We start from the raw sequence: 12,305 nt of genomic DNA on the forward strand, positions 1-12,305 counted from the left end.
GCGGAGGGCCGCGGCGACGATGCCCGCGGTGACGGTCCACGGCCGAGCGCGGCCGCGCTCGCGACGCGCGGCCGACCGGAGGCTCTCGCGCCGGTCGGAATCGGTCAGCCAGCGCCGGAGGGCGTCGGCGAGCGCCTCGCTGTCGCCCGCCGGTACGGAGATTCCGGCGGACGAGTGCGCGACCGCCTCCGAGAGCCCCCGGCATCCGTGGTCAGCACGGGGATCGCTCGCGCCAGGGCCTCGGCCACAGCCATGCCGTAGCTCTCCACGCGAGAGGCGGCGATGACGAGGTCGGCCTCGGCGAAGGCGGCGTCCAGCGTGGCGCCCACCGCGACGCCGGTGAAGGAGATCCGGTCGGCCATCCCCCGCGCGGTCACCTCGGCCTCGAGCCTCGCGGCGAAGGCGGGCTCGGCCGTCAGCGATCCGACGAACTCGCAGGTCCAGCCCGGCACGGAGGCGAGCTCGGCCAGCGCCTCGACGACGACGTCCTGCCCCTTGTGCGGGGCGATCGCACCGACGCAGAGGAGCCGCGCAGCACCGCTCTCGGAGCCGGTCGACGCATCGGCGCTGTCCGTGCCCGGCGGAGCGACGACGACTCTCTCGGGGTCGGCCCCGAGCGTGATCAGCTCGGAGCGCGTCCACCGGCTCGTCGCGATGATCCGCCACGCCGCCGCAAGCACCGCTCTCTCGCGGGCGACGGCGCTCTGCCCTCCCTCGTCGCCCTCGATGAGACGGCTGGCGACCATGTGTGCCAGCAGAACCAGACGGAGCCGTGACGACTCGGCCGTCAGCGCCTCCGCGGCGGCGACGGCGACGGCGAGGAGACCGTCGACCAGGACGAGGGCATCGTCGGGCAGGAGCGACAGGGCGCCAGGAAGCTCCGTCGCGCCCGACACGGGAAGCGGCAGCAGGACCACCTCGAGACCGAGGCCCCGGAGGCCGTCGCGCAGGCGCCTGTCGTAGACGTTCCCACCGCTGACTCGCTCGTCGTCGTCGACGAAGCCCGGCACGACGAAGCGGACCACGAGCTCGCCGGAGTCGCTCACAGCGACCTCGAGTAGGTCGCCCACGCGATGTGGGACTCGTGGAGCGTGACCGTGATCGACGTGACGCCACCGGACACGGGGGCGGGCTGCTCGGCCAGAGCCTCGGCGAGGCGGTCGGCCACGAACGCGCAGAGGCGCTCGGTCGTCGTGTTGAGGCCGGTGAACCGCGGGTCCTCGTCGAGGTTGCGATAGCTCAGCGACCCGGTGATCTCGGCGACGGCACGCGACGCCCAGCCGATGTCGACGACCACTCCGTCTTCGTCCAGCTCGTCCGCTCCGAAGCCGGCGTCGACCACGAAGGTCGCCCCGTGCAGGCGCTGCGCCGGCCCGAAGGTCTCGCCCGCAAAGCTGTGGGCGATCATCAGGTGGTCGCGGACCGTCACCGAATAGGGCATCAGGAGTCCTCCCAGTCGATCGTGTGGCAGAGGTCGGTGCTCGACCCGTCGGTCATGCGGGTCATGACCTCGGGCAGTTCCCGCCACGACGAACGCGCCGTGAGCAGGGAGTCGAAGGCCGGATCACGAAGCAGCGCCAGGGCGATCCCGAGCCTGTCCCGCGTGGTCCTGCTGCTGCTCCGCCGAGGCGGCACCCGGCCGACCTGGCTCGAGCGGATCGTGAGCCTCCGCGAGTGGAAGTCGGCGCCGAGCATCAGCGTCGCCGGTCGGTCGCCGTACCAGCCGGCCTCGATCACCTCCCCTCCGTCACCGCGAGCTCGAGCGCGAGCTGCAGCCCGTCGGCGGATCCGCTGGCATTGATCACCACGTCGCGCCCCGTCGCGGCGTTCGAGGTCGCGAATCCCGCGCCGAGGCGGCTCGCGATCGCGCGACGCGACTCGTCGGTGTCGATCAGGATCACGTCCGAGCCGGGGAGGGCCTGCGCCAGTCGAGCGATGCAGCAGCCGATCATGCCTGCACCGATGACCGTGATCCGGTCGCCGACGAGCGGTGCGGCGTCCCAGAGCACGTTCACCGCCGTCTCCACGGCACCCGCCAGCACGGCGCGGCGGGCTGGCACGCCGTCCGGCACGGGCACGACGGCGTCGGCGGGGACGACGAACGCCGACTGGTGCGGATAGAGCGTGAACACGACGCGCCCGCGGAGGGATTGCGGCCCCTCGACGACCCGGCCGACGTTGAGGTAGCCGTACTTGACCGGTCCGCCGAACTCGCCCTCCTGGAACGGCGCCCGCATCCTCTCCCGCTCGCTCGCCGGAACGTGCCCGGTGAAGACCGTCGTCTCGGTGCCGCGGCTCACGGCCGAGTGCATCGTGCGCACGACGACGTCCCGCTCGCCCGGCTCGGGCAGCCTCTGCGCTTTCAGAGCTCCGACGCCGGGCCGCTCCACCCAGAAGGCCGTGGCCTCGTCCATGGCTTCGTCTCCTCGCAGTGAACCTTCGGGCCACGGTCAGCGTGTTAACCGTGCGTCCTCAACGGGGACACGAAACAGGACCGGGGAGGGTTCACATGACGTTCGGATCCATGATCATCGGCTTCGGGGCGATCGCCGGCTACCTCGTGGTGACGGCAGCCCTGCTCCTGCGCGGCCTTCGGCGTCGGCGCGCACGCCGCTTCGGCGCGGCCAACGTCGTCACCTCCGCGCGGGCGACGCTGGTCGGCCTGATCACGGGACTGATCGTCGCCTCGTTCTTCTCACCCGTGCCGCAGGGCCTCCTCGAGATCGTCCTCGTCCCGGCCCTTGCGCTGGACGCGGTCGACGGGTGGGTGGCCCGCCGGACGGGCACCGCGACCGAGCTCGGAGCCCGGTTCGACATGGAGGTCGACGCCTTCCTCCTGCTCGTCCTCAGCGTCGCGGTCGCGCCTCGGTTGGGAGCGTGGGTTCTGGCGATCGGGCTGATGCGCTACGTCTTCGTCGCGGCGGGCTGGATCCTGCCCCGGTTGCGCGGTGCCCTGCCGTTCCGCTTCTGGCGCAAGGTCGCCGCGGCGAGCCAGGGGTGGCCCTGGCGATCGCCGCCTCGGGACTCCTCCCGGACGGCGCCGCCGCGATCGTCGTCGCCGTGGCGCTCGGGCTCCTCGTCGAGTCCTTCGGACGGGACATCGTCTGGCTGGCACGTCACCGGGCCCTCACCGCGGACGCCGCCGACCGCGTCCGCCCGCTCCGTTCCGCCTACCGCCCGGCCCGCACCGGTTCTGGTGCCAGAACCGGCACTCGGTAGGGATCGCCGGATTCAGTCGGGGTGAACCCGCGCGAGGAACGCTCGCGTCTCGGGCTCCTGAGGATCGCCGAGGACCAGCTCGGGAGGACCCTGCTCGACGATGACTCCGCCGGACAGGAACACGACATGGTCGGCCACGCGGCGAGCGAACCCCATCTCGTGCGTGGTCATGAGGATGGTGGATCCCGCTCGCTTGAGATCGGCGACGAGGTCGAGAACCTCCCCCACCAGCTGCGGATCGAGCGCGCTGGTGATCTCGTCGAGGAGGAGCAGCTCGGGGTCGCTGGCGATGGCCCGGACGATCGCGACGCGCTGCTGCTGCCCGCCGGAGAGCCGGTCGGGATAGTCGCCGACCTTGTCGGCCAGCCCGATCCGCTCGAGCCAGCGCAGCGCGGTGGCCGTGGCCGTGCCCCGGGACTGCCCGTGCACCTTTCTCGCCGCCAGAGTCACGTTGTCGAGCACGTTCAGGTGCGGGAACCGGTTGAACTGCTGGAAGACGACGCCGATCCTGGCCCGGGTGGCGTCGACGGGCACGCGCGGGTCGGTGATGTCCTCTCCCTGGAGGAAGATCTGGCCGTCGTCGACCTGCTCGAGCAGATTGACCGACTTCAGCAGGGTCGACTTGCCCGATCCCGACGCGCCGATCACCGCGACGCACTCGTGGCGGGCGATCGAGAGGTCGATGCCGCGGAGGACGGGGGCGTCTCCGAACGACTTCACGAGGCCGCGGATCTCGAGGACGGGCGGGGTCTGTGGATCCTGCGCGGTCGTCACACGGTTCCCCCGATCTGCTCGCGGCGGCGCTGACGCGCCTCCAGCCAGTCGGTGAGCCTGATCAGCGGAAGGCTGATCACGACGAAGAGCAGACCCGCGATCACGTACGGGGTGAAGTTGTAGGTCGTCGCGACGTCGATCTGGGCGCTCCGGACCGCGTCGACGGCGCCCAGGATCGAGATCAGGCCGACGTCCTTCTGCATCGACACGAAATCGTTCACGAGCGCCGGGGTCACCTTGCGCACGCCCTGCGGCAGCACGACGAGGCGCAGCGTCTGCGCGTGCGAAAGCCCGAGCGACCGCGCTGCCAGGCGCTGCGACGGATGGACCGCCTCCATGCCGGCGCGGAGGACCTCCGACACGTAGGCCGAGTAGGTCAGGATCAGCGCGAGCGTGCCCCAGACCTCGGCGGGCAGCCGCGGGAAGACCCCGAGCGCCGGGACGCCGAAGCCGACCAGGTAGAGCACGATGATCACCGGCAGACCGCGGAACAGATCGGTGTAGCCGGAGGCGAGCCAACGCAGCGGGGCGAAGACGGCGCCGCGCAGGGTGCGGATCACCGCGAGGAAGGTGGCAAACACCGCCACGCCGATCGACGCGAAGAACAGCACCCGGACGTTGAGCCAGAGGCCGAGCAGGATCGCGGGGAACGAGGTGAACGCCGTGTGCGGGTCGAAGAACGACTTCTGAACGGACGCCCAGCCCGGCGTGTTGACGACACCGAGCCAGACGATCACCGCCACGACGACGGTGCTGACGGCGCTCACCAGGGCGGATCGGCGCTGACGGCCGCGCCGGTACGCGCGCCGCTCCCGCTCGACGGCGCTGACGGTGGTGCCTGAGGGCTGGGTCACTACTGGATGACGGGCACGGCCACGGCCGCCGAGAGCCACTTGTGCGTGATCGTCTCGAGCTCGCCGCTCTTCTGGAGGGCGTCGACGGCGGCGGAGACCTTCTTCGTGAGCGTCGACCCTTTCGACAGGACGAAGGCGAACTCGTCGCCGCCGCTCGTGTCGGCGAACTGGCCGACGACCTTGCCTCCGGTGAGCTCGGAGTCGGCCAGGTAGAACGCCGTCGGCAGGTCGACGGCGATCGCATCGACCTGACCGCTCTTCAGGGCGAGGACGGCGTCGTCGTTCGAGTTGAAGATCTTCGGGGTGGTGCCGAGCTCCTTCTCGACGACGCTCAGACTCGTGGTGCCGGCGGCGACGCCGATCGTGACCTTCTTCAGTTCGGCGGCCGTGGTGAGCCCGGCGGCCTTCGACTTCGCCGTCGTCACGAGGGCCTGAGACGTCTTGTAGTACGGCGACGAGAAGTCGACCGCTTTCTTGCGATCGGTCGTCACGCTGAACTGCTGGAGGTTGACGTCGAAGTCTTTCGGACCCGGCGCGATCGCGGCGTCGAACGTGGTCCTGGTCCAGACGACATCGCTCTTCGTGTAACCGAGCTGCTTGGCGACGGCGTAGGCGACAGCCGACTCGAAGCCCTTGCCGTTCTCCGGCTTGTTGTCGACGACCCACGGCGAGTAGGCGGGCTGTCCCGTTGCGACGGTGAATTTACCGGCCGTGACGGTGTCGAGCCCACCGCTGCTGGAGCCGGAGGTCGCAGCGCCCCCGGACGAGCAGGCGCTCAGCCCCACGAGGGCCAGCGCCGCGGCCACGGCGACGAGAGAGCGGCGAGCACGGGAGCGCAGGATGCGAGGACTCGAGACGGTCACGAAGGTCACCTTTCGCGGGGGACGGGGTCGCGTCGATCCTAGGAGACTGCCGGAACGCGCGCTGCCCGGGTGACTCGCGGTTACTGCAGTTTGCGCGAACAGGTCTTCTCGGCGGCCGTCTGCCCGGTCACCGACGGCGGCAGAGTCACCGTCGAAGTGGCTCCTCCCGGAGGTGTCGTCGTGGTGGGCGCGGTCGCCCCACCCGTCGCGGGAGTGCTCGGGGGTGTCGTCGCCGAGCCGGTCGGATCGGACTCGGAGCCGTCGCCGGTCGTGCCGGACAGCGTCAGCGGCTTGTCGGCCACGAGGGCGGCGTTCAGCTGCGCCGCCGCGTACTCATTCGGGACCACGCGATTGACGTCGTCGGGATCCTGCCCGGTCGGGTACTGGGCGAAGACCATGTTCGACAGGCCGACCGTCCGGACCGCCTGGAAGATGCCGAGCAGCGCCTGCGTGTCGAGCGTGTCGGAGAGGCGCATGTTCGCCGCCGCCGCCTTCGCCAGTCGGTAGAGCTTGAACGGGTCGCCGAGCGTGCCGCCCGAGACGAGCTGCCTGGCCAGCGACGACATGAAGACCTGCTGGTTGCTGATGCGGCCGAGATCGCTGCCGTCGCCGACGCCGTGACGGCTGCGGAGGAACGACAGCGCCTCCGGCCCCACGAGCGTCTGCTGCCCCGCAGCGAGGTCGAGTGGCGGCGTGACGTTGTCGTCGACGATCGGCGTCGCGAGGCAGACGTGGACTCCCCGATGGCCGTCGAGATCGCGCTCGTGCCGTCGAAGGTGACACTGGCCGCGTACGGGATGACCAGGCCGGTGAGCTTCTCGATGGTCAGCACCGCGCAGGCGAGACCGTGCGCCTCGTCTCCCCCGCGACCGAGGGCGGTGTTCAGCATCGCCTTGTCGGACGCGTACGAGGTGCCGGATGCCGTCGGACAGGAGGGGATCGGGATCTCCAGGTCGCGCGGGAAGCTGATGACCGAGATGTTGCTGTGGTCGCGGGAGATGTGGATGAGGATGTTGACGTCGTTGTTGCCGACGCCGGAACTCGCCTCCTGATTGGCAGGATCGGCGAAGTCCCCCTGGCCGGAGCGGGTGTCCGTTCCGATCAGCAGCATGTTCACCTCGCCGACGCTCTCGCCCTGCGGAGGGGAGGGGATCGGTGTCGCCGTGTGCCCGGGCAGCTGGGGGATGTGCACGAGGGGCTTCGCGGTGGCCACGACGTCGTGCGCCGCGTAGGCGACGACCGACAGCGACGATACGACCGCGACAGCCACGACGATCCCGATCAGACGGAACGCGTTCGCGAGGGGCTTGGAGGTCGGGAGCCGCCCGTGTTTCACCTGCGCCGTCGGCGCGACGACGTCGGTGGTCTCGTCGTCTGCCATGTGGCCCCATCGTTCCGGGGTGCCCTCGGCTTTCGGGCCCCGCGGCTCAGAGTAAGCGACAGGTGAGAGTTTGTGGAGGAACCGGGCCGTGCGTCAGCACGGCGCGGCGCCAAGGCGAACGAGTGCGCCTTTGTTACGAATTGCAACCGTCGCCCGGCTGCCCCCGGTGCACGGACGGGCAGACTCGAAGTCGTGACCGATCGAGACCAGACGCCCGACGAGCCCGCCGTTCCCCGGATCGCCACGAACCAGGTCCACGGTGGCGTGATCCCGCGGACCGTCCAGAACACCGTGGCGACGCCGATCTTCCAGACGGCCGCCTACGAGTTCGACGACCTCGCGACCGCCAAGGCCCTCTTCGCCCTCGAGAAGACCGGCAACCTCTACAGCCGCAACGGCAATCCGACCCAGAGCGTGTTCGAGCGGCGGATGGCCGCCCTCGAGGGCGGCGTCGCCGCGCTCGGCACGGCCTCGGGGCAGGCCGCCGTCGCGACCACCCTGCTGTCCCTCGTCCGCACCGGTCAGCACATCGTCGCGCCGGCGCAGCTCTACGGCGGCACCATCGACCTGCTGACCGACGCCTTCGCCGACTTCGGCATCGACGTCACCCTCGTCGACCAGGACGACCTCGACGCCTGGCGCGCCGCCGTGCGACCGGAGACGAGGGCCTTCTTCGCCGAGGGGATCGGCAACCCGACCGCGACGGTGCTGCCGATGACGGAGGTGGCGGCGATCGCTCACGAGGCCGGTGTGCCGCTCGTCATCGACAGCACCCTCGCCACTCCCGTGCTGCAGCGCCCGAAAGACTTCGGCGCCGACTTCGTCGTGCATTCCGCCACGAAGTTCCTCGGCGGGCACGGCTCTTCGATCGCCGGCGTGATCGTCGACCTCGGCACCTTCGACTTCGGTGCCGAGCCGCAGAAGTGGCCGCAGTTCACCGAGCCGTACAAGCGAGTCGGCGGCGTCGTGCTGTGGGAGCGTTTCGGCCGCGACAGGAGCGCCTTCCTCATCTACGCGAAGACCAAGTGGGTGCACGACCTCGGCCCATCGCTCTCACCGTTCAACAGTTTCCAGATCCTGCAGGGCATCGAGACGCTCGACCTTCGCGTCACGCGACAGACCGCGTCGGCCCTCGCCATCGCGGAGTTCCTCGCCGGGCATCCCGCCGTCTCGAAGGTCAACCACCCGGGACTCGTGTCCAGCCCGTACCACGAGCTCGCAGCCCGTTACCTTCCGCGAGGAGCGGGAGCGGTGTTCTCGTTCGACGTCTTCGCCGGGGAGGACGCGGTCGAGACCGTCATCGACTCGCTCGAGGTCTTCTCCCTCGTCGCCAACATCGGCGACGTCCGGAGTCTCGTGATCCAGCCGGCCACGACCACCCACAGCCACCTCACCGCCGAGCAGCTCGTCGACGCAGGCTTCTCGCGCGCCACGATCCGGCTCTCCATCGGCCTCGAAGACGTTCAGGACCTCATCGGCGACCTGGGCCGCGCGCTGGACGCGGTCACCCCAGCCGGCTCCGTCACGCCCGCGTAGGCCGCAGCCACCGGTCGTGACGTGCGGTGAGAAGGCGTCGTAATCGGGAGGGAGCACGGCGACCGGTCTGTCGGAGGCCGGTGAGAGGCTTGCGGCATGACGGTGCACACGACGACGCTCGACGTTCGGGGCCCCTGGTCGCTCGAGACGAGCAAAGCCTTCTGGGAGGGGTTCGCGCCCGCGGCCCTCGGCGAGCAACCCGGCTCGGGCGAGCTGGGCACGGTGTTCGTGGCCGAATCCGACTGGCAGCGCGTCGCCGTCACGGTCACGCAGCACGACGGCACCGCGACGCTCACGCTCGACGGGTCGGGCGACCTCGAGGCGGCTGCGACGCAGGTCGCGAGGGTCCTGTCGCTCGACGTCGACGCCCGCGGCTGGCCCGAGGTGGGGCGTCGCGATCCTGTGATCGCCGACGCGCAGCGGCGTCTGCCCGGCCTTCGACCGTGCGGCTTCCACTCGCCCTACGAGGCCGCCGCCTGGTCCGTGCTGTCGCAGCGCGTGCGGATCCGGCAGGCCGCCTCGATGCGAAACGACCTCGTCGCCCGCCACGGCGACGACGGGGCCTTCCCTCCCCCGCAACGCTCCGGGGGCTGACGCTCGATCTGCCCGGCCGCAAAGAGGAGTACCTCCACGCGGTGGCCGAGGCGGCGCTCGACGGTGTCCTCGACGGAGCGGCACTTCGCGCCCTGTCACCAGCCGAGGCCCTCGAGCGCGTTCGCGGGGTCCTCGGCCTCGGCCCCTTCGCGGCCGAACTCGTCGTCATCCGAGGCGCCAACGCCCCCGACGTCGTGCCGCAGAACGAGGGCCGTCTCAGCGCCGAACTCGTCGAGCAGTACGGCGACGACCGTCCCGTCGCCGAGATCACCGACGCCTGGCGGCCGTTCCGCTCCTGGGCCTCGGTCCACCTCCGCGCCCTCCGCGAGTACCGCACGCGCGAGATCGAGCGCGGCCGACCCTCCCCGTGACCTCCCGTCCGGCCGCCCGGTCCTCCTGCTCGACTCCTAGGAGCGGAGCGCGATCACGTGGTCGAGGACGACGTCGGCAACCTGTCGCTTCGAGCCCTCGGCCTCGCCCACGATCGTGCCCGAGGAGTCGAGCAGGATGACGGCGTTGTCGTCGGTCCCGAAGCCGGCGGCCCAGCCGACCGAGTTGACGACGAGCAGGTCGGCGCCCTTGCGACGGGCCTTGCGGCGACCGAGTTCGAGCAGCTCGTCGCGCGACGGCGCCGTCTCGGCCGCGAAGCCGACGACCGTCAGCCCTTCGCGGCCGAGCGCGGCCAGGCCCTGCAAGATATCCGGATTCTTGACCAGGTGCAGCGTCAGGGCGTCGCCGTTGTCGTCCTTCTTGATCTTCGCCTCCGAGACCGTCGCCGGCCGGTAGTCGGCCACAGCGGCAGCCATCACCACCACGTCGGCGACCTCGGCCGCGCTCTCGACGGCCAGCGCCAACTCCGATGCGGTCTCGACCCTCACCACGGTCAGTCCCTCGGTCTCCACCTCGAGGTGGGCCGCTACGAGGGTCACGTGCGCCCCGCGGTCGGCGGCGGCTCGCGCCAGGGCGACACCCTGCTTGCCGCTGGAGCGGTTGCCCAGAAACCGCACCGGGTCGAGAGGTTCGCGTGTTCCGCCGGCCGATACCACCACCTCGAGCCCGGCGAGATCGCGAACGGTCGCCACCGGTTCTGCCACGGCGGCCAGCGCGGCAGCCACGATCGCCTCGGGTTCGCTCATCCGCCCGACCCCGCTGTCGGCGCCGGTGAGCGCCCCGGAGTCCGGTCCGACGAACACGATGCCCCGCGAGCGCAGCGTCGCCACGTTGGTCGCCGTCGCGGCATTGGCCCACATCTCGGTGTGCATCGCGGGCGCCACGACGACCGGCGCCCTGGTCGCGAGGACCGTCGTGCCGAGGAGGTCGTCGGCGAGCCCGGTCGCGAGCTTCGCGAGCGTGTGAGCGGTCGCCGGAGCGATGACGACGAGGTCGGCCTTCTGTCCGAGCGCGACGTGGCGGACCGCGGCGACGTCGTCGTACAGCGAAGCGGTGACGGGGTTCCGGCTGATCGCCTCGAGCGTCGGCAGCCCCACGAACTTCAGGGCGGCCTCCGTCGGGACGACGTGGACGTCGTGACCGGCCTTGACCAGGAGCCGGACGACTCCGACCGCCTTGTACGCGGCGATGCCGCCCGAGATGCCGACGACGACGGTGAGCCTTTCGGCCATGGTGCTCCTCGTGTATGGGCGGACCGTGCAGCCCGCGCCTCTATCCTGTCCGAGTGTGCACCGTCATCGTGAGCTTCGACCCCGAGGCCGCCTGGCCCGTCGTTCTCCTCGGTCTCCGCGACGAAGCGGTCGACCGCCCCTGGGATCCCCCGCCGCCTGGTGGCCGGAACTCGGCGAGACGGTCAGGGGCGTGCGCGATCGGGAGGCAGGGGGCGCCTGGCTGGCGACGAACCAGAACCCGCCGCGGGCCTCGGTCGTGCTGAACCGGCACGAGCAGTTCGCGGAGCCGACCGGCGGCTACACCTCGCGCGGCACTCTGCCGCTCGCAGCGGTGACCGGCGCGCCGACCGGGCCCGAGCATCCTGCGACCCGCGCCTACAACCTCGTCTCGGCCGACGCCTCAGGCGTGACCTTCACCCGCTGGGACGGAACCGCGGTGCAGACGCAAGCACTGCCGCCGGGCGTCCACATGATCACCCACGAGGGGCCCGATGTGGCCTCCGTCCCCCGCGAACTCCGTTGGCTCCCCGAGTTCCGCCGAGCGGAGCGGCCGTCCGGATCGCTCGGGTCGGGTTCGTGGGGTGACTGGCTCGCGATCCTGCGCACCAGCTCGTCCCTGCCGACCGACGACCCCGAGGCCCTGTTCCGCAGCGACGTCATCGACGGCCACCACTACGCGTCGCTCTCGGTGTCGCTGCTCGCTCTTGCCGACGACGACGTCTGGCTGCGGCACGCCCGGCTCGACGAGCCCGGCCACCTCGAGGGCACCCTCGACTGGCAGTGAGCGGCGTCACGAAACGTCACGTCGCCCCGAAAAGGCGCTGAGGCGCGCAGGATCGAACGGTGACAGACCAGCCGTTCGACTCGATCCGCTCCCCGCGGAGGCGCCGCGCGGAACCGCCGTGCTGCTCGGCGGCGGTGCTCCCGACGGCGACCTCGACCATCTCACCGATCATCTGCTGCTGTCGGGCTTCTCGGTGGCGCTGGTCGCCGACGTCGCCGTCGACCCGGTCGCCGCGCGATCGACGGCGCTCCGGATCGTGCAGGACACGACGACCGAGCGCCCCCACGTGCTCATCGGCTCCGGGGTCGGCGCCACTCTGGCCGCCGACATCGCCGCCACCCGCCCGGTGGGGCTCGCCGCCCTCGTGCTGGCCAACGTCGTCACGCCGGCGTCCCGCGGTGTGACGATCCCGCGCGGCATCGCGCTGCCGAAAGCCCGCGACGTCCTGCAGCCGGTGCTCTTCTTCCACGGCGACACGGACCCGATCACCGACATCGCGGACGCCGCCAACTGGGCCACCCAGCTTCCCTTCGGAGCGGTCAGGATCGTCCAGCGCGGCGGACACGGCGTGCTCGGCGGTGAGGAGCGACGCTCGGTCGCCGCGTCGATCGTGCTCTTCCTCGAGCGGCAGCGCGCCGGGGCCCCCGTGCTGAGCGACGGATTCGCGTAGGACGCGAC

At 71.0% G+C, this 12,305-nt stretch carries 15 protein-coding genes and 1 pseudogene; 6 read left to right on the forward strand and 10 right to left on the reverse strand.

Features of this window, described 5'->3' with window-relative positions; translation table 11 throughout:
• Positions 1–104: 104 nt before the first annotated feature.
• The 4 genes from QUE79_RS20655 to QUE79_RS20670 are packed head-to-tail and all read right to left on the reverse strand — an operon-like array spanning position 105 to position 2,414.
• Entirely contained in the window at positions 105–1,046 is a 942-nt protein-coding gene (locus QUE79_RS20655) for a glycosyltransferase family 4 protein (RefSeq protein ID WP_286344706.1), read from the reverse strand.
• On the reverse strand, positions 1,043–1,441 hold the full coding sequence (locus QUE79_RS20660; protein WP_286344707.1) for a 6-pyruvoyl trahydropterin synthase family protein: 399 nt from the start codon (positions 1,439–1,441) through the stop codon (positions 1,043–1,045). Before QUE79_RS20660 ends, QUE79_RS20655 begins: the two co-directional genes overlap by 4 nt.
• Complete coding sequence (locus QUE79_RS20665; protein WP_286344708.1) at positions 1,441–1,737, reverse strand: MDR/zinc-dependent alcohol dehydrogenase-like family protein; 297 nt, start codon at positions 1,735–1,737, stop codon at positions 1,441–1,443. Before QUE79_RS20665 ends, QUE79_RS20660 begins: the two co-directional genes overlap by 1 nt.
• On the reverse strand, positions 1,734–2,414 hold the full coding sequence (locus QUE79_RS20670; RefSeq protein WP_286344709.1) for a zinc-dependent alcohol dehydrogenase: 681 nt from the start codon (positions 2,412–2,414) through the stop codon (positions 1,734–1,736). The genes QUE79_RS20665 and QUE79_RS20670 overlap by 4 nt, the downstream gene beginning before the upstream one ends.
• A gap of 95 nt (positions 2,415–2,509) precedes the next feature.
• Between QUE79_RS20670 and QUE79_RS20675 the strand changes: the two genes are divergently transcribed.
• Positions 2,510–3,244: a CDP-alcohol phosphatidyltransferase family protein gene (locus QUE79_RS20675; RefSeq protein WP_286344710.1), complete on the forward strand. Its 735-nt coding sequence runs from the start codon at positions 2,510–2,512 to the stop codon at positions 3,242–3,244.
• On the opposite strand, the gene QUE79_RS20680 is transcribed toward QUE79_RS20675, so the two are convergent.
• From QUE79_RS20680 to QUE79_RS26365, 5 genes and pseudogenes are all read right to left on the reverse strand, one after another.
• Positions 3,232–3,993, reverse strand: a complete 762-nt coding sequence (locus tag QUE79_RS20680) for an amino acid ABC transporter ATP-binding protein (RefSeq protein ID WP_286344711.1) — start codon at positions 3,991–3,993, stop codon at positions 3,232–3,234. The genes QUE79_RS20675 and QUE79_RS20680 overlap by 13 nt on opposite strands.
• Positions 3,990–4,847, reverse strand: coding sequence for an amino acid ABC transporter permease (locus QUE79_RS20685; protein WP_286344712.1), 858 nt, complete (start codon positions 4,845–4,847; stop codon positions 3,990–3,992). Before QUE79_RS20685 ends, QUE79_RS20680 begins: the two co-directional genes overlap by 4 nt.
• Positions 4,847–5,710: an ABC transporter substrate-binding protein gene (locus QUE79_RS20690; protein WP_286344713.1), complete on the reverse strand. Its 864-nt coding sequence runs from the start codon at positions 5,708–5,710 to the stop codon at positions 4,847–4,849. The genes QUE79_RS20685 and QUE79_RS20690 overlap by 1 nt, the downstream gene beginning before the upstream one ends.
• 80 nt (positions 5,711–5,790) lie before the next feature.
• A complete protein-coding gene (locus tag QUE79_RS25925) occupies positions 5,791–6,642 on the reverse strand; it encodes an LCP family protein (protein WP_491018493.1) in 852 nt (283 codons plus the stop codon).
• Positions 6,525–7,091, reverse strand: a pseudogene (locus QUE79_RS26365) (LCP family protein); the annotation flags it as partial. The gene QUE79_RS25925 and the pseudogene QUE79_RS26365, both read right to left, overlap by 118 nt.
• Positions 7,092–7,283: 192 nt before the next feature.
• On the opposite strand from QUE79_RS26365, the gene QUE79_RS20705 reads away from it, so the two are divergent.
• The 3 genes from QUE79_RS20705 (at position 7,284) to QUE79_RS20715 (ending at position 9,592) form a co-directional block, all read left to right on the forward strand.
• On the forward strand, positions 7,284–8,627 hold the full coding sequence (locus QUE79_RS20705) for an O-acetylhomoserine aminocarboxypropyltransferase/cysteine synthase family protein (protein WP_286344714.1): 1,344 nt from the start codon (positions 7,284–7,286) through the stop codon (positions 8,625–8,627).
• Positions 8,628–8,723: 96 nt separating this feature from the next.
• On the forward strand, positions 8,724–9,221 hold the full coding sequence (locus QUE79_RS20710; protein WP_286344715.1) for a DNA glycosylase family protein: 498 nt from the start codon (positions 8,724–8,726) through the stop codon (positions 9,219–9,221).
• Between the two features lie 41 nt (positions 9,222–9,262).
• Entirely contained in the window at positions 9,263–9,592 is a 330-nt protein-coding gene (locus QUE79_RS20715) for a DNA glycosylase family protein (RefSeq protein ID WP_286344716.1), read from the forward strand.
• A 36-nt stretch (positions 9,593–9,628) separates the two neighbouring features.
• Here the strand turns inward: QUE79_RS20715 and coaBC are convergent, their stop codons facing one another.
• Positions 9,629–10,843 carry a bifunctional phosphopantothenoylcysteine decarboxylase/phosphopantothenate--cysteine ligase CoaBC gene (coaBC, locus tag QUE79_RS20720; protein WP_286344717.1) on the reverse strand — a complete coding sequence of 405 codons (1,215 nt, stop codon included), beginning with the start codon at positions 10,841–10,843 and terminating at the stop codon, positions 9,629–9,631.
• Between coaBC and QUE79_RS20725 the strand changes: the two genes are divergently transcribed.
• Together QUE79_RS20725 and QUE79_RS20730 are read left to right on the forward strand one after the other, a co-directional pair.
• Positions 10,842–11,627 (forward strand): NRDE family protein, encoded by a 786-nt coding sequence (locus QUE79_RS20725; RefSeq protein WP_350271598.1) that lies wholly within the window; start codon positions 10,842–10,844, stop codon positions 11,625–11,627. The genes coaBC and QUE79_RS20725 overlap by 2 nt on opposite strands.
• A 118-nt stretch (positions 11,628–11,745) precedes the next feature.
• A complete protein-coding gene (locus tag QUE79_RS20730; RefSeq protein ID WP_286344719.1) occupies positions 11,746–12,297 on the forward strand; it encodes an alpha/beta hydrolase in 552 nt (183 codons plus the stop codon).
• Positions 12,298–12,305: the final 8 nt, after the last annotated feature.

The sequence above is a fragment of the Frondihabitans sucicola genome, assembly GCF_030296615.1.
Classification (GTDB): Bacteria; Actinomycetota; Actinomycetes; order Actinomycetales; family Microbacteriaceae; genus Frondihabitans; species Frondihabitans sucicola.

Excerpts from the sequence above, each read along its gene's own strand:
- QUE79_RS20660 (WP_286344707.1), bottom strand. The coding sequence starts at position 1,441 with ATGCCCTATTCGGTGACGGTCCGCGACCACCTGATGATCGCCCACAGC.
- QUE79_RS20670 (WP_286344709.1), bottom strand. The coding sequence starts at position 2,414 with ATGGACGAGGCCACGGCCTTCTGGGTGGAGCGGCCCGGCGTCGGAGCT.
- QUE79_RS20675 (WP_286344710.1), top strand. The coding sequence starts at position 2,510 with ATGACGTTCGGATCCATGATCATCGGCTTCGGGGCGATCGCCGGCTAC.
- QUE79_RS20710 (WP_286344715.1), top strand. The coding sequence starts at position 8,724 with ATGACGGTGCACACGACGACGCTCGACGTTCGGGGCCCCTGGTCGCTC.
- QUE79_RS20725 (WP_350271598.1), top strand. The coding sequence starts at position 10,842 with ATGGTGCTCCTCGTGTATGGGCGGACCGTGCAGCCCGCGCCTCTATCC.
- coaBC (WP_286344717.1), bottom strand. The coding sequence starts at position 10,843 with ATGGCCGAAAGGCTCACCGTCGTCGTCGGCATCTCGGGCGGCATCGCC.